The organism is Streptomyces sp. NPDC057486, assembly GCF_042802415.1.
GTDB classification, from domain to species: Bacteria; Actinomycetota; Actinomycetes; order Streptomycetales; family Streptomycetaceae; genus Streptomyces; species Streptomyces yanii.
This window is the reverse complement of sequence record NZ_JBHVEE010000084.1, coordinates 1-22,222: the sequence shown is the minus strand read 5'-3', so window position 1 is coordinate 22,222 and position 22,222 is coordinate 1. Positions and strand designations below refer to the sequence as shown.

The window sequence follows — 22,222 nt, the reverse complement described above, 5'->3', positions numbered from 1 at the left end:
GGACCGTCCGGCTCGTCCGGAACTCAGTCCGCGAAGTACCCGGGGTAGCGGGCCTGGAGTCCTGGGGCGGTCTCCAGCACCCTGCGGGCGTGCCTGCTGATGCGGGCGCGGCCGTGTACCGCGTCGCCGGATTCCAGCGCGTCCACGATCGCCGTGTGCTCGTTGATGAGGATCCGTAGCGTCGCCGGATCGGGCAGGCTGAGCCGCCGGAAGCGATCCAGATGCATCTTCATCGGCTGCATCAGCTGCCAGGCTCCGGGATAGCCGCTCATCTCGAAGATCTGCCGATGGAGCGCCTCGTCGGCGGCGAAGAACCCGTCGAGGTCGTGAGCCTGATGGCAGCGTTCCTGCTCGACAAGGAGTGCACGCAGCCCGGTGACGTCCCGCTCCGGCTTCTCACAGGCCGCGGCAAACGCGGCCACCTCCAAGCTCTCCCGGACGAAGCGCGCCTGCTCAACATCCCGCAGCCGGATCGGCTCCACCCGAGTACCCACCTGAGGCACCACCGACACCAGACCAGCGTCCACCAACCGCACAATGGCCTCACGCAACGGCGTACGGCTGACCTGCAACCGCTCGGCCAGATCTGTCTCCGACAACGACGCACCCGGCTCGATCCGCAGATCACGGATAGCCCCGGCCAACTCCTCGTACACACGGTCAGAGGTGCGCTGGCGGACGTGCAGCCGCCGCACCGATGAGAGAGTCGACGGGCCATCTGGGAAGTTTCGATCCGTTTTCACGAGCGCAATCCTTGCATACTAGAGAACTTGTATGCAAGCATCCCAGTCCAGCCAGGCGATCTCCGGGTTTCAAGCGGACGCACCTGGCACTTCTCGCAGAGAACGGCTGAGTCGCCAACGAGAGGAAGACTCGTGCTGATGGATCTGTCGAATGCGACACCATCCCCCTCCCGCTCCGGATCGGATGTCCCCATACTCTCGGCCTCCGGGATCTCCAAGCGCTTCGGCCACGTCACAGCACTGACCGACGTATCCCTGGAGGTGGCCCCCGGCGAGGTCGTGGCACTGATGGGCGACAACGGCGCGGGCAAGTCCACGCTGATCAAGATCCTGTCGGGCACCCTCGCTCCGGACAGCGGCGAATTGCGCGTACGCGGCGAACAGGTCCACTTCGCCAACCCCTCGGACGCCCGCGCCGCTGGCATCGAGACCGTCTACCAGGACCTCGCGCTGGCCGACGATCTGACCGCCCCCGCCAACCTGTTCCTGGGCCGCGAGCGCCGCAAGCCGGGACTGCTGGGCCGGCTGGGCGTCCTCGACAACAAGCGGATGCAGGCCGAGGCGGAGGACTATCTGCGCACCCTCGGCGCCCGTGTTCCGGACTACCGGGCTCCAGTACGGATGTTCTCCGGCGGCCAGCGCCAGACCGTGGCGATCGCCCGGGCCGGGATCTGGGCCCGCGAGCTGGTCATCATGGACGAGCCCACCGCGGCGCTGGGCCTCGTCCAGACCGAGCAGGTCGCCCAGCTGATCAAGCACACCCGGGACCGGGGCATCGCCGTCATCGTCATCAGCCACAGTGTGCCGTTCGTGACCGACGTGGCCGACCGCATCGTCGTGCTCCGGCTGGGCTCCACCGCCGCGACGCTGTCGCCCGCCACCACCTCGCACGACGAGATCGTCGCCGCCATCACCGGCGCGGCTGCCGGAACCCCAACCGACCCGCAGGGAAGCACGTCATGACTCCTCATCTCGCTCTTCCCACCGCGGACACCGACATATCCGGTCCGGACACCGCGAGCCGTGTGCGCCGCGCAGCCGCCGCACTGACGAGCAACTGGGTCTTCCTGGCGCTGGTCGTCCTCGTTCTCGCCTTCTCCGCGCAGGCCGGCGAAATGTTCCTCAACGCGGACAACTTCCGCAACATCCTCTTCAACGCCTCCGGGACCATCCTGCTGGCCGTCGGTACCGCCTATCTGATCATCGGCGGCCAGCTCGACCTGTCCATCGGATCCGTGCTGGTCTTCAGCCAGGTGATCGCCGCCAAGACGATCGTCGCGGTCAGCGGGTCCGCCGAAAGCGGCTACCCCAACGCCGGTGCCGCCATCACGCTCGGCATCGCCGTTGCCGTGGCCGTCGGCGCGGCGTGGGGCCTGCTCAACGGCGTCCTGGTCACCCGGCTGAAGATCCCCTCGTTCATCATCACGCTCGGCACCCTCGGCATGGGCCTCGGCCTGGCACAGGTCATCACCAGTGGCACCGACGTCACCGGGCTACCGCCCCAGATGGTGACCGGCATCGGCATGCGCCAGGTGCTCGGGCTGCCGCTGCCCGTGTGGATCGCCGCCGCAGTGGCCGTCGTGGCCGGCCTCGTCCTCGCCAGGACGCAGTTCGGCCGGTACACCTACGCCATCGGCTCCAACGCCGAAGGCGCCCGCCGCAGCGGCATCAAGGTGACTCGTCATCAGGTCGTGCTCTTCACCATGATGGGCACCCTCGCGGGCCTGGCCGGCGTCCTGGACGTCGCCCGATACACCACCACCCAGGTCAGCGGCCACAGTGCCGACAACCTCGTCGCCATCGCCGCCGTCATCATCGGCGGGGCCAGCCTCTTCGGCGGCCGCGGCACCATCTTCGGCACCGCCGTCGGCGTCATGATCCCGGCCGTGCTCAACAACGGACTGGTCATCGTCGACGTCCAGCCGTTCTGGCAGACGGTGGCCATCGGCGCCATCCTCATCGTCGCGGTCGCCGTCGACGACATCAAACGCCGTCAGCAACTGCGAGCTTCCTGACCTGCCTCGCACCACCCCGGACCTCCCCCGTACACACGGAACGGATCATCCCATGCTTCGCAGAATCACCCGGGCCGCGCTGGCGGCCGCGGCCGCGGCCGCCGTCCTCGCCCTGTCGGCCTGTTCCTCCTCCGAAGCCCCCACGAGCGCGACCGGCGGCGGCTCCGGCAAGCAGCGCACCATCGCCTTCATCCCCGGGTGCACCTGCGACCCGTACTACTCGACCGAGATCACCGGCTTCAAGGCCGCGGCCAAGGCCGCCGGGGTCACCCCGATCGTGCAGGGCCCAGCCAACTTCCAGGCCTCAGAGCAGATCCCCGTCCTTCAGGCGGTTACTCAGAAGAAGCCCGACGCCATCGTCATCGACCCGACCGACGCCACCGCGCTCGCCGCCCCGATCGCCGCGGCCGTCGCCCAGGGCATCCCGGTGATGACGACCGGAAACAACGTCAACAGCGACAAGGTCTTCACCGCCATCGCGGCCAGCTCCGTCCAGGGCGGCAAGCTGGGCGCCCAGGAGCTCATGAAGCAGAAGCCCGCAGGCGGCAAGGTGGTGTTCGTCCACATCAAGCCAGGCATCAGCTCCATCGACGACCGCGAGAAGGGCTACCGGGAAGCCTTCGACACTCAGTCCAAGTACAAGATGCTGCCCAACCTGTACGCCGGCAACGACTCCGCCACCCAGGCCGCCGGCCTGGTGCAGTCCGCCATCACCGCCAACCCCGACCTGGTCGCCGTCTTCGCCTCGAACGTCATCACCGCCGAGGGCGCGGCAAACGCGGTCAAGGCCGCCGGCAAGACCGGCAAGATCGCCGTGCTCGGCTACGACGCGAGTCCGCAGGAGGCCACCAACCTCAAGAACGGCACCCTCACCGCTCTCGTCTCTCAGAACCCTTACCAGATCGGCCAGTTGGCCGTGAAGAACGCGCTGAAGTACATCGAGGGCGACCGCAGCATCCCCAAGGATCAGCCGCTCGTCCCGCTGGTCATCACCAAGGACAACCTGGACGACCCGGCCTCCCAGACCGGCCTGTACAAGTAACACCGCGCCTCCCGCGCTCCGCCTCGGGGCCCTCGTCGGCCCCGGGACCTCCTCCCGCAGCCACCTCGCAGAAGGACCGCACACCCATGGAATTCGAGGGCAAGTCCGCACTGGTCACCGGCGGATCCAGCGGCATCGGCCTGGCCGCGGCCGAGCTCCTGGCCGCCCGCGGCGCGCGGGTGGTGTGCGCGTCCGTCACACCGCCGGAGGTCGCCGTCCACGATGCGATCACCTACGTCGAGACCGATGTCACCGATGAGTCCTCGGTCGCCGCCGCCGTCGGTCACGCCGTCCGGCACCATGGCGGACTCGACGTCCTCGTAGCCTGCGCCGGCATCCAGCGCTACGGCACCGCCGCCGACACCCCGCGCACGACCTGGGAGGAGGTGATGGCGGTCAACGTCGAGGGCGCCTTCCTCGCCGCCAAGCACGCCCTGCCCGCCCTGCGCGCCTGCGGCGCGGGTTCGATCGTGCTCGTCTCGTCCGTCCAGGCCTTCGTCACCCAGAAGAACGTCGCCGCCTACACCGCCAGCAAGGGCGCCCTCAACGCGTTCGCCCGCTCTCTCGCGGTCGACGAGGCCGCCTTCGGCGTCCGCGCCAACACCGTCTGCCCGGGCTCCGTCGACACCCCCATGCTCCGCGCCGCCGCCGCCGGGTTCGCGAGCAGCCCCGAGGAGGCGGACGAACTCGTCGTCACGTGGGGTCGCAGCCACCCGCTCGGGCGGGTGGCCCGTCCCGAGGAGGTAGCCGAGGCCATCGCCTTCCTGGCGAGCGACCGCGCCGCCTTCATCACCGGCATTGCCCTGCCCGTCGACGGCGGCCTGCTCGCCCAGGTCGCCGTGGCCCTCCCCGACTGATCACCGAACATTCTTCAACCCGCGATCGGAGAAGTGATGTTGAGCACCGAAATCACCGTCGCGATACCCGGTGAGGCCCGCGTCGGAGAAGGACCGTTCTGGGACGGTGAGACCGGACAGCTGACCTGGGTGGACATCCTCGCCGGCCGCGTCCACACTGCCGACCCGGCCGTGCCCCACTCGCACACCCTCACCCTGCCGACCTTCGTCGGCGCCGCCGTCCCCAAGGCGTCCGGTGGATACGTCGCCGCCACCACCGAGGGGTTCACGGATGTCCGCGCCGACGGCACCTGGACCACCCGCTTGGCCGTCCTGCCGCCCGGACGCCGGATGAACGACGCCAAGTGCGACCCGCAAGGACGGCTGTGGGCAGGCAGTTGCGCCATGGACTTCACCGCCGGCCGCGGGGCTCTCCACGTCCTGACCCCGGACTGGACGACAGAACCGGTCCTCGACGGCCTGACACAGCCCAACGGCCTCGGCTGGAGCCCCGACAACCGCACCTTCTACCTCATCGACACCGCCGCCCACGAGGTCAACGCCTTCGACGTGCTGCCCGACCGGCTCGCCCCCACCCGCCGCCGCACCCTCGCCCGCTTCCCCGAAGCCGCCGGAGAACCTGACGGAATGACCGTCGACGCCAACGGCTGCCTGTGGATCGCCCTGTGGCGCGGCGGCCGGCTCTGCCGCCTCTCCCCCGACGGGGAGGTCCTCGCCCAAGTCCCCCTTCCCGTCGACCAGCCCACCTCCTGCGCCTTCGGCGGCCCGAACCTCGACGTCCTCTACGTCACCACGGCCCGCGAAGGTCTCGGACCCGGCCCCGCCGGGCCCGCCGGCTCCGTCCTGGCCGTGCACGGCCTGGGCGTCCGCGGCCTTCCCGCCCACCCGTTCGGAGGCTGACCGGCCATGACCTCTTCTGTGCAGCTGCACGGCGACCACCTGTCGGTCGAAGTACGCCCCGACAAGGGCGCGGACATCACGTCCGTCACCGAACGCACCAGCGGCATCGACGTCTTGTGGCGCACGCCGTGGGGGTGCCGCGACCTGGCCGGGGCGCCCGTCACCGGCGACAGCCGGACCGACTGGCTCGCCCGCTACGGCGGCGGCTGGCAGCAGCTCGTGCCCAACGCCGGCGCCGAGCGGACCGTCGACGGCGTCCGCCGCGGCTACCACGGCGAGGCGGCCGTCGTCGCCTGGACGGTCGAGAGTGCGGACGAGGCCGAAGTCCGTCTCGCCACCGACCTGATCACCGCCCCGCTCCGCCTCACCCGCAGCCTGCGCCTGGACGGGCCGGCCCTGCACGTCCACGACACCGTCCACAACACCTCCGGGGAACCCGTACCGGTAATGTGGGTCCAGCACCCGGGCTTCGGGGCACCGTTCATCGACGAGCACTGCACCATCACGACCGCGGCCCGCACCGTCCTCACCGACGCCGAGCAACCCGGCACGGTCCTGCCGCCCGATGTCCGCGCGGCGTTCCCGCTCGCGCCCACCGTCGACGGGGACGTCCTGGACCTGCGGCAGTGCCCCGGACCGGACAGCGGGCGCGCCGTGTTCGCCTGCCTCACGGACTTCCAGACCGGTTCCTTCGCCATCGAAAGCCCCAGCGCGGGATTCGGCATCCGCGTCGAGTGGGACGCATCCGTCCTGCCGCATGCCTGGCTGTGGCAGGAGTGCCACGCGAGCAGCGGCTTTCCCTGGTACGGCCGCGCCTATGTCGTCGCCATCGAACCCGCCAACGTCCTGGCCGGCACCCCTTCCCCAGCTTGCCCCACCCGCGGCCAGGCACCCCTCCTGCCGGCCGGCACCAGCTGGACCAGCGACATCACCCTCAGCATCACCGACCTTCGCTGAAGCCGGCGGCCGCACGCAGCACACCGCCCTCCGGCACCGGACGGAACACGGAAGGACCGCAGACCCATGGCGTACGTCGGGACCGAACCAGCAGTCCACAATCCGCAAGCGGTGTGCCTCGGCGAGACCATGGCCGTCCTGCTGCCCGGACACCTCGGCCCCGCCGAGTCCGTCGAAGAGTTCCGGGTCGGCGTGGGCGGCGCCGAGTCCAACGTCGCCTGCGGCCTCGCCGGGCACGGGATCACCACCGCCTGGGTCAGCCGCGTCGGCGACGACGGCTTCGGCCGACGCATCATCAGCGAGCTCACCGCACGCGGGGTCGATGTCTCGGCCGTCACCATCGATCACGTACGGCCGACGGGCCTTTACCTCAAGGAAACCCACCCGCACAGCCGGATGCGCTACTACCGCACCGGCTCCGCCGCCTCCGCCCTCGGCCCCGACACCTTCACCGACCCCGTGTTCAACCAACTCCTTTCCGGCGCCCGACTACTGCACCTGTCGGGCATCACCCCTGCGCTCTCCGACAGCTGCCTCAGCCTGATCCGGGCCCTGCTCGCCGCTCCTCGCCGCGGCCACACCGTCAGCTTCGACCTCAACTGGCGGCCCGCCCTCTGGCACGACCGCGACCCGGCCGTCCTGCTCGAACTCGCTAACGCCGCCGACCTGCTCCTCCTCGGAGCCGACGAGGCCGAAGCCGCCTTCGGCCTCAGCAGCCACGCCGCCATCCGGGCAGCCTTCCCCGCCCCCGCAACCGTGGTCGTCAAAGACTCCGAGCACCACGTCACCGTGCTGAGGGCGGACGGCACCACCGTCAGCGAACCTGCGCTCGTCGTCGAGGTCGTCGAACCCACCGGCGTCGGCGACGGGTTCGCCGCCGGCTTCCTCGCCGCGACCCTGCGCGGTTTGGACCAGCGCTCCCGCCTGCGCCTGGGCCACCTCACCGCCGCAACCGCCCTCACCACCCACGGCGACCACGGCGTCCCGCCCTCCCCCGAGCTCACCGCCGCCCTTCTCGCCGCCTTCCCCGACGAATGGGCCGCAACCCGGGTCACGTGTGCCGGAATCCACTCACCCGTCCTGCCCCGACCGCACAGCGTGATCGGCCTCGCACCCACATCATGACAATCCCGACCAGGGAGCACCGGACCATGACCACGCCCCTGTCCTTTCCGGCGGAGCTCACCGCCAGCCCAGTGATCGCCGTCGTCCGCGCACCCCACATCGCAGACGCGCCGGCTCTGTGCGCGGCGCTCGCCGAAGGCGGAATCCGCCACGTCGAGTTCACCTTCACCACCCCCGACGCCACCCGGCACCTCGCCCAAGCAGCCGCCAACGGCGACCACGTCGGCATAGGCACCGTCCTCACCCGCCGCCAAGCCGAACTCGCCATCGAAGCCGGCGCCCACTTCCTCGTCACACCCGGCTGCCGCCCCGAAGTAGCCGAAGCCGCCCGCGAGGCGGGACTGCCCGTCGTCCTCGGCGCCCTCACTCCCACCGAAGTAGCCCAAGCCGTCGACCTGGGCGCAGCCGCCGTGAAGATCTTCCCCGCCAGTGGGTTCGGCCCCCGGTACCTCAAGGACCTCCACGGCCCCTACCCGGGCACCCCCCTCGTCGCCTCCGGTGGAGTCAACGCCGCCAACGCCGCCGAATACCTCGCCCACGGAGCCGTCGCCGTCTGCGCCGGAACCGAGGTCGTCCCCCCGACAGCCGTCGCCGAGGGCAACTGGGACGAGATCACACACCGAGCCGCGGCGTTCATGGACCCCCTCACCCGGTAGTCCCAACGCGCCGGGCGTGGGCAATGGCGTGCAGCCAACAGCCCGCACGCACCGCTCTCCTCGCATCGCCGGGTCGCGCCCGCTCCGCCGAACAGCAGGGACGGCCCCCCAACCGATTTCCGCATCTCGCACAGAACTCATGACCCGAATCGATCTCGAAGGGAAGCGCGAAGTGACCGAGCCAGAGGTAAGTAAAGGGAAGCGCAAAGTGACCGAGCCGAAGGCAAGTGGTCAGTTGGCCCGTCGTCGTCTTCTGTTGTCCGCCGGTGGAATGCTGGCGGCGGGCGTTGCGGGAGTTGGCGGTTCCGGCGGCATTGCCTGGGCAGCAGCGCCGGGGGATGCGGTTTCAGCCAAGGCGGGCCGGGACTATGTGCGCCTGGTCAATCCGTGGGTGGAAGCGGATCGGGGCCGGTTCTTCTTCTTCCAGTCGGCGAGCAACCCGTTCGGGATGATCAAGCTGCGGCCGGACACGAGCACCAACACGCTGTGGGGGACGGGCTACCTGCACAAGGAGAACAACGTCAAGGGCTTCAGTCATCTTCATTGCTGGCAGATCGCCGGCGTACAGGTGATGCCCACGACCGGTGCAGGTGTGTCCAAGCTGCAAGGCGATACCGGCTGGCAATCGTCTGTGCAGCATGACGCGAGTGAGGTCGTCGAGCCGGGCTACCACCGGTTGCATCTGGATCGGTTCGGCGTCACCGCCGAGCTGACGTGCACCGATCGCGTGGGTATGCACCGCTATACCTACGGCAACGCCGGCCGCAGTGAGATCATCATCAACTTCGGCGGTGTGCTGGGCGAAGCGAAGATGAAGGACGCCCATGTCACCAAGGTCAGCGGTCACGAGATCGAGGGCTACGTCGACCAAGGAGGAATGCTCACCGACGGCCTCTACTGGCCCGAAACGCCGCCGGAAAAGAACCGACTGTTCTTCAACATTCGGTTCGACAAGGCGTTTGATTCGCTGCGGGGTTGGGCGGGTGGCAGCCTGGCCGACGGCGGTGCGGCGATCGAGGAGTTGTCCGGCGACGACATGGGGGTGTACGTCTGCTACGAGCAGCTGGATGCCGGTGCGGTCGTGCAGATGAAGGTGGGGTTGTCGTTCACCGGGGCGGCGGGGGCGCGTAAGAATCTCGAAGCGGAGCTGCCGGGCTGGGACTTCGAGGCAGTGAAGCGGGCGTCCCAGCAGCGCTGGAACGCGATGCTCGGACGCATCGACGTCGAAGGCGGCACCGAGCAACAGCAGGTGAAGTTCTACACGGACCTGTTCCACCTCCTGTGCGGGCGCAGCACGATCAGCGACGTGGACGGCAAGTACCTGGACAACACCTGGCGGAACAACAAGGTCAAGCAGATCCCGCTGGATCATCGCGGCATACCGAAGTACGCGATGTACAACTACGACGCGCTGTGGTTGACGCAGTGGAACCTCAACACCGTGCTCGGTTTCGCGTATCCGGACGTCTACAGCAGTTTCGTCCACTCGCAACTGCGGATGTACGAGGACGGCGGCCTACTGCCGCGAGGCCCGCGCTTTGGCGACTATTCGCTCGTGATGACTGGCTCGGCGGTGACGTCGTTCATCGCCGGCGCCTGGAACAAGGGGATCCGCGACTTCGACGTCGACCTGGCCTACGACGCCATGCTCGATGCCCAGTCCATCGGCGGCCTGTTCGACAAGGCTACCTACGCGAACGCCTCCTGGATGGGAGACGGTGGAGTTGCCCGGCCATACCTCGATCACGGGTATGTGCCGCACAACATGCCGGATTCCTGGAAGTCGCGTGGCGCCGGTGAGACGCTGGAGTTCTCGTTCCAGGACTGGACGCTGGGGCAGTTGGCCGGACGGCTGGACAAGTCGGGGCTCAGCATCTCGCAGTTCGCCGACGTGTCGGTGTCCTCGCAGGTGAACGATACGAACTTCGCCGGTGTGCGGGCGGTGGACGGGCGGCCGATCCGCTCCAGCATCGTGCCGTCGCAGAATGTGGAGTGGGCGTCCACGGAACGAAATCCGTGGATCAAGCTGAGCTGGCGTGAGGAGAAGCGCGTCCACAAGGTGGTGATCAGCGATCGGGCGGACCCGAGGTCGAACGCGAACTCCGGCGTTCTGACGTTCAGCGACGGGTCGACGATCGTGGTGAGCAAGATCCCCACCGATGGCAGGAACAAGGTGGTGGCCTTCCGACCGAGGCGGGTCAACTGGGTACGGTTCGACGTGACCGGCGGCACCGGCGAGAACGTGGGGCTGAACGAGATCGAGGTATGGGACGACACCGACGTCGGCGCCTACCTGATCGAGCGGTCGGGCAACTGGCAGAACCTGTTCGACAGGTCCACCGGGTTCATCCGGCCCAGGGGTGCCGACGGACGGTGGCTCTCGCCGTTCAACCCGCTGTCCGAGAACGATTTCGTGGAGGCCAACTCCTGGCAGGCCACCTGGTACACCCCGCACGACGTGATGGGCCTGGCCAACCGGCTGGGCGGCAGGGCCGCCTACGCCGACAAACTCAACTACGCCTTCGAGCAGTCCAGAAAGAGCAATTTCATTGGCGAAGGGCAGAACGGCAACGAGGGCGCCTACATCAACTACGGCAATCAGCCCGGTCTGCAAACGGCGCACCTGTTCAACTACGTGGGCTACCCGTGGTTGACCCAGTACTGGGTGCGACAGGTGAAGGAAAAGGTCTACTCCTCTATATCCACCACTGATGGGTACGGCCACCACGACGAGGACCAGGGCCAGATGGGATCGCTCAGCGCACTGATGGCGATCGGCCTGTTCGAAGTCACCGGAGCGAGCCTGCAACGCCCGGTCTACGACATCACCTCACCGATCTTCGACAAGGTCACCGTCAACCTCAACACCGGCTACTTCCCCGGCGGGCAGTTCCGCATCGTCACCCACGACAACTCCGCGGCCAACATGTACATCCAGCGTGCCACGCTCAATGGGCAGGAGCTGAACCAGGCCTGGTTCTACCACGACCAACTCACCGGCGGCGGAACGCTGGAGCTGTGGATGGGCGACCAGCCGAACAAGGCGTGGGGCGTCAAGCAACTGCCGTTCTCCCAGTCACCGCAGGCACCCGCGGTCATCTACTCCACGCCTGATCAGGTTCGGGTGGGTCCAGGCGAGAACGGCACGGTCAGGTTGGAGGCGAAGAATCTCACCGGCGAAACGGTCACGGTGAACTGGCGGACCAACGCCCCTGCGGGTCTGCGTACCGAGCCGGCCAGCGGCACGCTGAACGTCCCAGCCAACGGCACAACCGGCCAGGACCTTGCACTGCGGGTTGCCGAGGACACTCCGGAAGAACTTCACCGGATCACCTTCACCGCCGTCGCGGCCGACGGGACCGGACTCCCCGACGGCGTGCTCTACGTGAACGGCCTGCCGGCGATCTCGGTGTCGACTGCACCTGCGGAACTGCGCCTGTTGCAGGACACCCCGTCCACGTTCCAGGTCCGGCTGGTCAACAACGACAGCCAAGCCCAGGACACGGAAGTCTCGCTGCAAGCTCCGCAGAGCTGGCAGGTCGAACCCGCTACCCGCACGCTGCGACTTGCCGCCGGTGCGACTGCTACACCGACCTTCACCGTCACCCCGCCGGCGACCGCCTCGGGGGCGCAGACCCTCGTCGTGACGGTCAAGGATGCGGCGGGCACATCCCACCACGAGGTCTCCGCCACCGTCCACCAGGCGATCGCCGTGGTCGGGGCTGTCGATGTGGCGACGGCGGGATTCGCTCTCACCCCCAACCGTTACACCGCCTACCCCAGCACCTTCCCCAACGGTGTCGACTTCACCGTCGGCAGCAGTGACGCCTCATCCGCGTGGAGTTACATCCACCCCGGACCGAACGACGCCTGGGCCGGAAATCGATCCCACACCTTCACTCTGCGCTTCGACCTCCCCCAAACCCCCGAAAGCGATCTCGCCCTCACCGCATGGCTGGTCGACACCCAACAGACCAGCCCTCCGAAACTGGCCTTCAGCCTGAACGAACAAACCGCCACCACCATCCAGCTCCCGGCGGGCGGCGGGGACGGCTACCACTGGGGCGACGGACGTGGTGGCAACATCCGCCCCACCATCATCGATTTCCCCCTGCGCACCAACCAACTCCGCGCCGGGGAGAACGTCATCACCATCACCACGCAAACCGGCTCATGGGCCGTCTACGACGCCATCGCCATCCGCGAAACCACCCCATGACCAGCAAGCACCACCAAGACCGAAACAAGAACCGCAGTTCCTGAGAAGGCGCCTCTTTCGCCCACGACAACCCACCACCCGCTCGGCGCCGTTGCGACGCCCGACCGGTTTCCGCCTGCAACGCATGGCGCCTGAGACGCGCCTGACCTTGAGGAGACAATCATGCCAGACATCAATCGCCGTACATTCCTCACGTGGTCTGGGGTGGTGGGCGCTGCGGCGTTCGCCACTCCGATGTTCGGAGCGGGGCTGGCCGCGGCCGCGGCAGGTCAGGCACCGGCTCTGGACTCGCTGAGCAGCGATTGGTTGCCGCAGGGGGAGCTGGGGCACTTGCCTGCCGTCAGCAATTTCTGGGGGGCTGTGGGCGTCGCCGACAATGTGCTGGGAATCCGCAACTTCACGCTTGCGCCTTATCTCCAGGGTGGTGGCGACGCCTGTGCGCTGAGCGTGGATGGTGCGCCCATCACGGCCAGCGAATCGCGCTGGTCGGCTTATGAGGTCCTGCGTAAGGCGGTGACCGGTTCCGGGGTACGGATCCAGACCGCGACCCGCCTCGCCTTCGAACGCAACGAACTGCTGCTGCGCGTCACCGTCTCCAACCCCACCAGGACGGCGATCACGGTGTCGGTCAATGCCAACCCCCGTATCGCCAGGGCGACGGCCGGCTGGACGTGGAGTCCCCCGCGGCCGGGCGGCGGCCGTACCTTCACCGCGTACAAGGTCTCCGGTTCGAGCCTGTTGATCTCTGACAGCGGCTCCTCGGCGGTGACGGCGTTCGCGTTCGCTCCGGCGCCCACGTTGAGTACGGCGTCGGCCGGCGGAACCGCTCAATGGTCGGTCGCCGCGGGAGAATCGGCGACGATCGACATCGTCATGGAGGTGGGTCAGACCTCGACGGGGGCGCCACTCAAGGACGTCAGTGACGGCAAAAGTGTGCTCGACGCCTGCAACGCCACGATCACCGAGTTCCAAGATGCCTTCAACGCCGCCGCCAGGGGCTGGAAGAACCGCTGGCTGGATGCCTTCACCCCCGGCAACGGTCACTATTCGGGCTGCCTGCCGACTCTGGACACCGACGACACCGCGATCGCCCGCATGTACTACATGAGCATCTTGTCGGTGCTGGCCTGCGAACGCACGAATCTGTCCGCCGCATTCTCTGGCGTTCTCGGCAGACCTACCGGATCTGGCGCCTTCCGCGGATTCGACCGTGTCTACGTGACCGGAGGGCCCGAATGGTCAAACACCGTCACCTACTTCTGGGACACCTCCTACGCCTCGGTCATCCTGGCTCTGCTCGATCCGAAGATGGTCAAGGCCCACACCACCTACTGGCTCTCCAAGGACATCTATAACGGATACGCCATCGACTGCGTCTCCGGCAATACGGTCGGCCCGTGGTACAGCGCCAACGACCTCACCGTCTTCACCACGATCCTCAACTACATCAACTACAGCGGCGACGTCTCCTTCCTCGACACCCCTGTCTCCGGCACCGGCAAGACCGTCCATGAACATCTGAAGAGCATGGCCACGCACTGGCAGAGCCTGGTACCGCAGGGGCAGTCGCTGGCCGACTACGGCGAGAACCACAACCTCCTGGAAGTTCTGCCGAAATACGTCCACCAAGTGGCGTCCTTCAATGCGGCCAACGTGTGGATGATGCAGCAGGTCTCACAGCTTTCCGCTCGCGCGGGTGACTCGGCGACCGCCAAGGACTTCAACAACAGAGCCGACGCTCTTCTCGGCGAAGTTCTCAAACTGTACGACAGCGCCAACAAGGGGGTGTGGAACTGCCGGCACAACGACGGCACCACCGTCGCGGTACGGACCGTCCTCGACTTCGCCATCGCGGGCAACCTGCTCGCCCCGGCCCTGACCGACGCCCAAAAGACCGCCATGAAGAGCTTCGTCACCACGGAATTGCTGGCCGGGGACTGGATGCGCGCCTTGTCGCTGTCCGACTCCCAGGCACCGGTATCCCGCGTCGACCACGGCACCGACGGCGCCTATGACGCCTGGCCTGCGCTCACCGCCCAGACCTTCGCGCGGTTCGGCGACTATCCGGCGTTTCTGTCCCTGCTGAGAAGGTTCGCGGGTGTAACCCGCCAGGGCCCGTTCAGCCAGGCCCACGAGCTCCAGCAGGTCGCCGGTGTGCCGGTCACCGACCGGCCGGCGTTGAACCCCGCGAAGGCCGTGACGGTCTCCGCATGGATCAACCCCTCGAGCTGGCCGACACAGATCTGGCAGAGCAGCATCATCGGCAAGGACTCCTGGAGCAGCGGGGCGGCCGGCTACGTGCTCCGCGGCGGCGCTGGCGGCAAGATATCCTTCGTCATCACGCTCGACGGTAGCTTCATCGAGGTGCAGACCACCAGCACGGTCCCGGCCTCGGGATGGCACCACGTCGCGGGCGTCTACGACGGCAACCAACTCCAGATCTTCATCGACGGCACCGTACAGGCCACCCGCCCGGCCACCGGAACCCTGACCCCATCCACGGGCACCCCGCTCATCGTGGGAAGCTGCCCCTCCGACTCCAGCCGCCGGTTCATCGGCAGCATCGACGAAGCCCGCATCTACGCCCGGGCACTGTCCGCCGCCGAGATCAACGCCCAGTACGCCGCCACCATCCCGGACACCGGCGCCACCGACGACACGCTGGTGCTGCGCCTGCCCTTCGACGAAGGCAACGGCACCACCACCACCGAGTCGATCAGCGATGAGACGGTGAAAATCAATGGGGCGACGTGGAGTACGGGACCGACCGGATTCGGTAAAGCGCTGACCTTCCCCGACACACCCGCCTACCGCGCCGTCATCGCCTCGCCCGACAGCCTTCAGGTCTTCAACTGCGTGCCCGGTGGCAAGTTCGCCGACATCATCATCAGCGAGCTGTTCGGCTACATCCCCGACGGCACCACCGCCAAGCTGCAGGACGCCACGGTCCCCAGAGGACTCGCCGCGACGCTCTCCGGAGTGCGCCTCAACGGTAAGCACCACAGGATCACCAGCGGCCCCAGCGGCCTGTCACTGACCTGAACCGCCCACTGCACGTCCAGTCCTGCTGGCGGCGGCTCGACAAAGCCGAGCCGCCGCCATGTGGCGACGCAGTACGGACGTGACAGTGACTCTGGCGAGGCGTTCTGATCGCCGGGGAATCAACTCAGCGGGACGGCCGCGGGGCGCGCGCAGGTACTCCCGACCGGCACGGATGTTCCGGTCCACGCGGACTCCAGGAGGGACTCCATGACTTCGAGGACGTGGTAGGCGAGAGGTCCCGAGGTGCGAGGGTCCTCCGTCCTCGGCGTCCGTGACATGTCGGCGAGCCCGAAACCCCGTGAGGCGTCGCGATATCCGGCCGACGGGGTCAGCGTTTCCCATGCCTCGCCGCCGAGCCGGAATAGCTTGACATCACCTGAGAACCGGTTCGGGTCGGGAACGATCAGGGAACCGGTGTCGCCGTGGATCTCGATGTTCGACGAGGCGGTGGCGACAGCGTCGAAGCTCATGACGATGGTGGACAGGACCCCGGAGTTGTGCGTCAGGACCCCCGTCACATGGGTGTCTGTGGTGACCGGGATGGCTTCGCCCTTTCGTGGCCCGGAGGCGATGACGCGCGTGGCACGCGACCGGCTGGACGTACCCGTGACGGAGGCGACGGGGCCGAGGAGTGTCACGAGAGACGTGATGTAGTAGGGGCCCATATCCAGTAGCGGGCCCCCGCCAGGCACGTAGTAGAAGTCCGGATCCGGATGCCACTGCTCATGGCCTGGGACCATCATCGTCGCCGACGCCGAAAGGGGGCGGCCCACGCGTCCTTCGTCGAGGGCCCGACGGGCCGTCTGGATTCCGGTTCCGAGGACGGTGTCGGGAGCGCATCCGATCCGGACACCGCGCGCGGACGCGGCGGACAGCACGTCCCTCGCCTGTGCGGTGGTGGCCGCCAGGGGCTTCTCGAGGTAGACGTCCTTGCCGCCTGCTATGGCCTCCAGCGCCACCTCGGCATGAACCGCCGGAACCGTCAGATTGAGCACGACGTCCACGGCCTCGTTGGCGACAAGCTCCGGCAATGTAAGGACTTTGACGGCCGGATGGGCGTCCGCAACGGCCTGGGCCCGTGCGGGGGCGAGGTCCGACACCGCCACGAGCTCGATCTCCTCCAGCGCTGCCAGCGTCGCCAGGTACTGGCGGGAGATCGCGCCGCAGCCGACGAGCCCGACGCCCGTGCGCGCGCTCACCGGCTCGCCCACAGCATGCCGCGCTCGACGACCGTACGCACGTTGCTGTCCTCGAGTACGTCGAGGCTGTGGCCAGGAGTGCAGACGAATACCCGCCCCGCACCCCAGGACCTCGTCCAGATGGCGGGGCAGGTAACCGCCCGGCCCCATGGGTCAAAGTCACGTCCCGCCAACGTGGTGGTGGCCAGAACGTCGCAGTAGTCGTCGGTCAGTACCCAGTACTGTTCCGTCTCGAGGTCGAAGTCCTCGATCCCCGTGGTGATCGGGTGGTCCGCCGCGGCCAGCAGCATCGTGATCCGGTGCGGCAGGAAGGAGTCCCTCGAATCCCCGCACCGGTCGTGCGGCGCCTTGGCGGGGTGGCTGGCGAACTGGCCGCCCACCAAGTGGAGGTAGTCGGAACTGTTGCGGAACGAGTCGGCGATGCCACCGTGCCAGCCAGCGAGGCCGGTGCCGTTCTCGATGGCCGTCCTCAGACCGACCACCTCGTCGGGCGCGATCTCGCCCATCGTGACGCACTGGAGGATCAGGTCGACGCCGCTCATGTAGGTGGCATCGGCGTAGACCTTTGGAGTGCTCTCGATCCGTATGTCGAAGTTGTTGTCCCGTAGGAGGGGGAGAAACAAGTCCGTCGCCTCGACCGGCTTGTGTCCCTCCCAGCCGCCTCGGACCACAAGCGCCTGCTTGCAGGGTGTTCCCTGACTCATGTCTTGACCTGCCTCATTCTCATCCGTGTTCGTACGTGGAGGAGCTGTGGGAAACCGGCCTACCGATCGCAGCCGCCGTCCTTGTCCCGTCGCGAATGGGGCCTGTTGAGATCCTCCAGACCCTTGTGGCGGTACGGGTCCCGGCCTGCGACGAGGACGATGTCCCGGCAGTCCGCCGCCGCCATGTGAGTCCCCTCGGTCGGCCACTTCCACGGCAGCAGGGACTCGGCGCTCATGTAGTGGTTGACCAACGCGCGGCGGTACCCGTGCGCGCCGGAGTTCTGCAGCGACCGGTGCAGCAGGTACCCGTTGAAGATAACGGCGGCTCCGGCGGGAACCTCCAGGGGTACGGAGTCCTCGTCCCGGTAGGGAAAGTCGTACGCCTCCGTGGTGCAGTCGAACCGCGGGTCCGTCTGATCCCTGGCGGGGTAGAGCACACCAGACCGATGCGATCCCGGCAGTGCCCACAGGCAGCCGTTCTCAACTGTCGCGTCGTCGAGAGCGATCCACGCGGCTGTCAGTGACCGGTCACGGGTGGGTATGAAGTACTCGTCCTGATGCCAGGCCTGTCCGGGCTTGCCTTCGGACTTGATGAAGAGCATGGATTGCATGGCCTTGACGTTGGGGCCGATCAGTCCCGTGAGCGCCGCGATGACACGAGGGTTCTTCATCGCCCCCATGGCCACTTCGGACACCTTGTGCGGGTAGTGAATGCACAGGAACTGGCGCATCAGCTCGTCCGTCGACTTCGCTCCGGCCAGCGGCTTTCCTGTGTCGATCGTGCCGTACTCACCTCGGCACAGTCGCTCTGCGTCCTTGTTGATCTCTGCGACCTCGGTGGGACTGAACGCATCGCCGAGGACGGCGAAACCGTTCTCGCGGAAGTACTCGAGCATCTCCGGTCCGGGATCCTTGAAGATCAACGGCCGTCGGCTGTGCTGGGCGGACAACGTCGCAGTCACGGGTGACGTTCCTTTCTATGAAACGTTGAGCCCCGAGATTTCCAGCCAGTGCATGACGGTTCAATGCCGTGCAACGACACAGTATTGTCTGATCGTGACATCGGAAGCGTTGAAGGTGCGTGCGCATTCCCACGTACAGGTGGCCGACTACGGTCGTGGGGCTGTCTTCGGACCGCGGGTGCTCCAGGCGTACGAACTCGTGTGGCTGCTGGCCGGATCGGCGCAGTGGCAGACCGAGATGCGCGACGCTGACGGGGCCGTGCTGGGTGAGGAGGACCTGCTGCTGAGCCCGGGGACACTCGCACTCGCCCGACGCGGTGACCGGGAATCCTATTACTGGGATGCCTCCCGGGAGTCGAGTCACGCGTTCGTCCACTTTTCCCTGGACAGCCCCGGTCACCTTGGTCACGAAGCGACTTGGCCCAGGGTCCGAGACATGTCGGAAGCTCCGATCCTGCAGGCCTTGTGCGCGTATCTGCTCGATCTCGCGGATCTGCAGTCGACACGGAGCCGGCGTCGCAGCGACGAATGTGTGCAACTGCTCCTCGACCTGTTCATCGCCGGGCCGCTGTCCCAGGAGTCACCGCAGTTCTCCCCTATCGTCCGGGCGGCCGTCGAGCACGTGGCCGAGGTGTGGTCCACATCCGGTTACTGCATCGTTTCTGTCGAGGAGATGGCCGCTGCCGCGACCGTCTCGACGGGGCACCTGCACCGGTTGTTCCGTGATTCCTACGCTTGTGGGCCGGCGCGCGCCTTTGAACTCATTCGACTGGCGCGCGCCGCTATGTCCTTGCAGCGCAGCAATTTGTCTCTCGCTGAGATCGCGACAGAAGCCGGTTTCAGCACTCCCTACCACTTCTCACGCCGCTTCGCTGAAACCTACGGAACTCCTCCGGGTGCCTTCCGGCGCACGCAGTCCGCGGTCGACGCGCTGTGGCCCGTGCGACAGGCCCGGCTGCTGCCGCTGGTGCACCTGTTGCCTTGAGCGCTCTTGCCGATGGCAGTCAGCCGGCGGCGGGAGAACGGTAGGAGCTGCGCTCCGTGTGGGGATCGGAAAGTCGTCGCTGCAGGTCAGGTGGTAGCGGTACTCGTTGATGACGCCGCCGAGGACGCGGGTCCGCAGGAGTCTGCGGCCTTCGGACTCGTGCACGGCGATGAACTGCTGGTCAGCGCCGGGCGTGAGTTGGTTGGGTCTGGCGGGGGCGGTGTTCTTTGTAGTGACGCTGGTAGGCGGCCAGGACGTGCCGGGCGTGGGCCTCATTCATGATGAGGACGTGATCGAGGGCGAGGGCTTCACGCCGGATCGTGCCGATCACTTGCTCGCAGTGGGCGTTCATCCGGGGCGCCTGCGACGCTGTCTTGAGGACCTCGATCTCTTCGGCCTCGAAGACAACGTCGAAAAACTGCCCGTACGTGCCGTCGCGGGCACGGAGGAGAAAGCGCAAAGACTCCATGCGTGTGCCGAGATCGGTGGCCAGGTTCCGGGTCTGCTGCACCGCCCAGTCACGGGTGGGTTGGACGGTGACGCCGGCGATGCTCTGGCGCCGAGTACTGTGCTCGAGGAACGCCAGCTCGTAGAGCCTGCGGCCGAGGACGGCGTCGAGGTGGAAGAAGTCGACGGCGATGACGCCTTCGGCCTGGTTGGTGAGGAACTCCGTCCAGGTCGGGCCGGTACGGCGCGGGGCGTCCCCGACTCCGCGTCCGGCAGCACCGGCACGGTACGGGCCGGTATCGACTGCCCGTCCGGCTACGTGTGTATCTACCCGGAGATCAACTTCGGTGGGCAGCCATGGGTACGGCGTGCCGTGGACGGCGGCGTGAAGGACCTGCCGTCCGCGATCCGTGACCGCGGCAGCTCGGTCCGCAACAACTCCGACCGCACCCGCCCGTGTCTACGAGGAGCGGAACTACAGCGGCCGCTGGGTCTGCGTGACCCAAAGTGGCGGCTCCATCCACGACCTGCGCGGCTACAACCTCAACGACCAGACCCGCTCCCTGAAGATCAACCGAAACGACTGCGGCTGAACACCCCCCACAGGAACGTGCACACCGACGGCACGCACCGGGTCACGGATCCTGCGGGTGTCATAGGAAGAGCGCGCTGCCAGCACCTTGACGGTGTATCACCCCTGGACAGTTGGCCGCTGCCCACCCCTTGAGCGGAGTACCTACAGCGCGGTGACTGCGAAGGGGTTCAGCGTCTTGGTCGACGGCGGCGGCTAGCGGTTCACATTGTTGCGGATCTTGAAGTCGTCCTCGTCGGGCTCACGGTAGGTGAGGAGCGGAGAGTCGAGGACGACGAAACCCGGGTGTGGCATGGCTTCGGCCCGCGGTGTAGCGAGCGAGCGCCGCGGTAAATGCCGCGTGGATGATCGAGCGCATGCCCCTGCTGCGGCTGCTTCGCGGACGATCGTCGACCGAGATCTCGGCGGTCTTCTGGTCGTTGGTGACGTAGTTGTTGCCGGGGAGATGCCATGACGTCAGAACCTCAGAACAACTGACTCACCGCCAGCACGGGGGTTGATCCCCGAAATCCAATCACGCCTCAAGCGGCCTCACCGCCGACCGTAAATATTAAGACACAAGAGACAAAGGCGCATAAGCATCACGTGGCATATCTCACTCGGTGATGTCAAGCGGTTACGGTCAGAATCCCCCTGAGGTTGCTTGGGACACCGAAACGGTGGTTCCATCACGCCCGGTCGAAGAAATGGAGACACAGCTCCGTAGCTGTGACAGGCCGTCACCGCGTCGCTCTGAGATCGTCGACCTGGCGCGGCAAGGGCATGAAATCGAGAACGGCAACCGCCCTCTCCGAATGGGTGGTGTGCGCCGATCAGAAGGGAGCAACGTGGGTTGCTCGCACGCCGTAGGATGCCCCCTGTTCCCGCTGCTTAGGGCGAGCTTGCAAGGTTGGCGCAACTACTACTGCGACAGCGAGGATCAGTGGCTCGGCTGTGCGCGCTACCAGATGTCACTCACCGGCGAGCGCGTGCCGATCAGCCTGCTGCCCAACGGGGCTAGCGCACGACATCTCGAAGACGCGGTCAACACGGGCCACTCCGGCGCTGTCGACCCAGGGCAGGTACCCCGGCAGGCCCCGCCGCCACGGCACAATCCGACGTCACCGGGGAGCGCGTCTTGGTCGCAGCCAGCGCCGGCCTGGCCACCTGAGCCGTCTGAACCTGGGATCGCGGCCCCGGAGAGCGTGACTCAGTGGGGGGCGGCATCTCCGCCGATACCAGTCACGCCTTACCAACCGTCACCGCCCCCACAGATTCCCCAGCCTCATACCCGCCCCTCTCGACACGCGCGGCAAGCGCCGAGCTCGAAGCGCGGCTGGTGGGCTCGATTCTCCGAATGGATGGGAGGCCCCGCATGAGTAGCTACTGGCCCTGGTGGGCCGGGGCCGCCGGGCTCGCTCTGGTCACGATCAACTACACCCTCATCACCGATCGGTCTTTCGGGGTGTCGTCCGCGTGGGATCGCGTGTTGCACTGGCGCAGGGAACGCCGCCTCGAGCGGATGGACGAGGAGTTCACCGACGATCGTGCTCTTGTTGACGCTCTCGCCGCAGCTACAGCGGAGCACTTCGGCACCGGCCCTGGCGCGTCTACCGTTCCGCCGGTTCCGTACAGGGAGTCAGAGCTGCTCGAAACGGACGTCGAACCGACGGTGAGTGAGAACACCTCGGTCACAGGCCCGGGCCCGGCCCCGCTGGTCACCCAGGCCGCCCTGCTGATATCGATCTTCCTCGGCGGATTGATCGCCGCGGTCACCTCCGGGCGGTTCCACCTCCGC

General features: G+C 67.2%; 17 protein-coding genes and 2 pseudogenes. 14 read left to right on the top strand and 5 right to left on the bottom strand.

The genetic code is table 11. The annotated features are described in order from the left end of the window. Positions 1 to 23 precede the first annotated feature (23 nt). Entirely contained in the window at positions 24 to 695 is a 672-nt protein-coding gene (locus ACFU6I_RS31350) for a GntR family transcriptional regulator (RefSeq protein ID WP_384372742.1), read from the bottom strand. A 186-nt stretch (positions 696 to 881) separates the two neighbouring features. Here ACFU6I_RS31350 and ACFU6I_RS31345 point away from each other — a divergent pair, with 186 nt between their 5' ends. The 10 genes from ACFU6I_RS31345 (at position 882) to ACFU6I_RS31300 (ending at position 15,556) form a co-directional block, all read left to right on the top strand. After that, complete coding sequence (locus ACFU6I_RS31345) at positions 882 to 1,706, top strand: ATP-binding cassette domain-containing protein (protein WP_384372740.1); 825 nt, start codon at positions 882 to 884, stop codon at positions 1,704 to 1,706. Further along, positions 1,703 to 2,758, top strand: coding sequence for an ABC transporter permease (locus ACFU6I_RS31340; protein ID WP_384372738.1), 1,056 nt, complete (start codon positions 1,703 to 1,705; stop codon positions 2,756 to 2,758). Before ACFU6I_RS31345 ends, ACFU6I_RS31340 begins: the two co-directional genes overlap by 4 nt. Before the next feature lie 52 nt (positions 2,759 to 2,810). Further along, positions 2,811 to 3,800, top strand: a complete 990-nt coding sequence (locus ACFU6I_RS31335) for a substrate-binding domain-containing protein (RefSeq protein ID WP_384372736.1) — start codon at positions 2,811 to 2,813, stop codon at positions 3,798 to 3,800. A gap of 86 nt (positions 3,801 to 3,886) precedes the next feature. Continuing rightward, the gene (locus ACFU6I_RS31330) at positions 3,887 to 4,657 is read left to right on the top strand and encodes an SDR family oxidoreductase (RefSeq protein WP_384372734.1); all 771 of its coding nucleotides are present in this window, start codon (positions 3,887 to 3,889) and stop codon (positions 4,655 to 4,657) included. 36 nt (positions 4,658 to 4,693) lie between these two features. Beyond that, a complete protein-coding gene (locus ACFU6I_RS31325; RefSeq protein ID WP_384372732.1) occupies positions 4,694 to 5,557 on the top strand; it encodes an SMP-30/gluconolactonase/LRE family protein in 864 nt (287 codons plus the stop codon). 6 nt (positions 5,558 to 5,563) lie between these two features. After that, a complete protein-coding gene (locus ACFU6I_RS31320; RefSeq protein WP_384372730.1) occupies positions 5,564 to 6,514 on the top strand; it encodes an aldose 1-epimerase in 951 nt (316 codons plus the stop codon). A 66-nt stretch (positions 6,515 to 6,580) separates the two neighbouring features. Continuing rightward, entirely contained in the window at positions 6,581 to 7,639 is a 1,059-nt protein-coding gene (locus tag ACFU6I_RS31315) for a sugar kinase (protein ID WP_384372728.1), read from the top strand. A 26-nt stretch (positions 7,640 to 7,665) separates the two neighbouring features. Continuing rightward, positions 7,666 to 8,295: a bifunctional 4-hydroxy-2-oxoglutarate aldolase/2-dehydro-3-deoxy-phosphogluconate aldolase gene (locus ACFU6I_RS31310; RefSeq protein WP_384372726.1), complete on the top strand. Its 630-nt coding sequence runs from the start codon at positions 7,666 to 7,668 to the stop codon at positions 8,293 to 8,295. Between the two features lie 16 nt (positions 8,296 to 8,311). After that, positions 8,312 to 12,514 carry a glycoside hydrolase domain-containing protein gene (locus tag ACFU6I_RS31305; protein ID WP_384372725.1) on the top strand — a complete coding sequence of 1,401 codons (4,203 nt, stop codon included), beginning with the start codon at positions 8,312 to 8,314 and terminating at the stop codon, positions 12,512 to 12,514. Positions 12,515 to 12,676: 162 nt separating this feature from the next. Continuing rightward, the gene (locus ACFU6I_RS31300) at positions 12,677 to 15,556 is read left to right on the top strand and encodes a LamG domain-containing protein (protein WP_384372723.1); all 2,880 of its coding nucleotides are present in this window, start codon (positions 12,677 to 12,679) and stop codon (positions 15,554 to 15,556) included. Positions 15,557 to 15,675: 119 nt separating this feature from the next. Here ACFU6I_RS31300 and ACFU6I_RS31295 read toward each other — a convergent pair whose 3' ends face one another. The 3 genes from ACFU6I_RS31295 to ACFU6I_RS31285 are packed head-to-tail and all read right to left on the bottom strand — an operon-like array spanning position 15,676 to position 18,421. Continuing rightward, positions 15,676 to 16,755: a Gfo/Idh/MocA family protein gene (locus tag ACFU6I_RS31295; protein WP_384372721.1), complete on the bottom strand. Its 1,080-nt coding sequence runs from the start codon at positions 16,753 to 16,755 to the stop codon at positions 15,676 to 15,678. Beyond that, positions 16,752 to 17,459, bottom strand: coding sequence for a ThuA domain-containing protein (locus tag ACFU6I_RS31290; RefSeq protein ID WP_384372719.1), 708 nt, complete (start codon positions 17,457 to 17,459; stop codon positions 16,752 to 16,754). The genes ACFU6I_RS31295 and ACFU6I_RS31290 overlap by 4 nt, the downstream gene beginning before the upstream one ends. Positions 17,460 to 17,518: 59 nt before the next feature. Continuing rightward, positions 17,519 to 18,421 (bottom strand): phytanoyl-CoA dioxygenase family protein, encoded by a 903-nt coding sequence (locus ACFU6I_RS31285; protein ID WP_384372717.1) that lies wholly within the window; start codon positions 18,419 to 18,421, stop codon positions 17,519 to 17,521. A 25-nt stretch (positions 18,422 to 18,446) separates the two neighbouring features. Between ACFU6I_RS31285 and ACFU6I_RS31280 the strand changes: the two genes are divergently transcribed. Continuing rightward, entirely contained in the window at positions 18,447 to 19,406 is a 960-nt protein-coding gene (locus ACFU6I_RS31280; protein ID WP_384372715.1) for a helix-turn-helix domain-containing protein, read from the top strand. A 181-nt stretch (positions 19,407 to 19,587) separates the two neighbouring features. Here ACFU6I_RS31280 and ACFU6I_RS31275 read toward each other — a convergent pair whose 3' ends face one another. Continuing rightward, positions 19,588 to 19,917, bottom strand: a complete 330-nt coding sequence (locus ACFU6I_RS31275; protein WP_384372768.1) for an integrase core domain-containing protein — start codon at positions 19,915 to 19,917, stop codon at positions 19,588 to 19,590. Between the two features lie 57 nt (positions 19,918 to 19,974). Between ACFU6I_RS31275 and ACFU6I_RS31270 the strand changes: the two are divergent. The 3 genes and pseudogenes from ACFU6I_RS31270 to ACFU6I_RS31260 form a co-directional block, all read left to right on the top strand. After that, positions 19,975 to 20,241: pseudogene (locus ACFU6I_RS31270) on the top strand (peptidase inhibitor family I36 protein); the annotation flags it as partial. Positions 20,242 to 20,263: 22 nt separating this feature from the next. Next, a complete protein-coding gene (locus ACFU6I_RS31265) occupies positions 20,264 to 20,446 on the top strand; it encodes a hypothetical protein (protein WP_384372766.1) in 183 nt (60 codons plus the stop codon). A 1,353-nt stretch (positions 20,447 to 21,799) separates the two neighbouring features. Next, a pseudogene (locus ACFU6I_RS31260) lies at positions 21,800 to 22,222 on the top strand (transporter); the annotation flags it as partial.

Excerpts from the sequence above, each read along its gene's own strand:
- ACFU6I_RS31345 (WP_384372740.1), top strand. The coding sequence starts at position 882 with ATGGATCTGTCGAATGCGACACCATCCCCCTCCCGCTCCGGATCGGAT.
- ACFU6I_RS31340 (WP_384372738.1), top strand. The coding sequence starts at position 1,703 with ATGACTCCTCATCTCGCTCTTCCCACCGCGGACACCGACATATCCGGT.
- ACFU6I_RS31335 (WP_384372736.1), top strand. The coding sequence starts at position 2,811 with ATGCTTCGCAGAATCACCCGGGCCGCGCTGGCGGCCGCGGCCGCGGCC.
- ACFU6I_RS31330 (WP_384372734.1), top strand. The coding sequence starts at position 3,887 with ATGGAATTCGAGGGCAAGTCCGCACTGGTCACCGGCGGATCCAGCGGC.
- ACFU6I_RS31325 (WP_384372732.1), top strand. The coding sequence starts at position 4,694 with ATGTTGAGCACCGAAATCACCGTCGCGATACCCGGTGAGGCCCGCGTC.
- ACFU6I_RS31320 (WP_384372730.1), top strand. The coding sequence starts at position 5,564 with ATGACCTCTTCTGTGCAGCTGCACGGCGACCACCTGTCGGTCGAAGTA.
- ACFU6I_RS31315 (WP_384372728.1), top strand. The coding sequence starts at position 6,581 with ATGGCGTACGTCGGGACCGAACCAGCAGTCCACAATCCGCAAGCGGTG.
- ACFU6I_RS31310 (WP_384372726.1), top strand. The coding sequence starts at position 7,666 with ATGACCACGCCCCTGTCCTTTCCGGCGGAGCTCACCGCCAGCCCAGTG.
- ACFU6I_RS31300 (WP_384372723.1), top strand. The coding sequence starts at position 12,677 with ATGCCAGACATCAATCGCCGTACATTCCTCACGTGGTCTGGGGTGGTG.
- ACFU6I_RS31290 (WP_384372719.1), bottom strand. The coding sequence starts at position 17,459 with ATGAGTCAGGGAACACCCTGCAAGCAGGCGCTTGTGGTCCGAGGCGGC.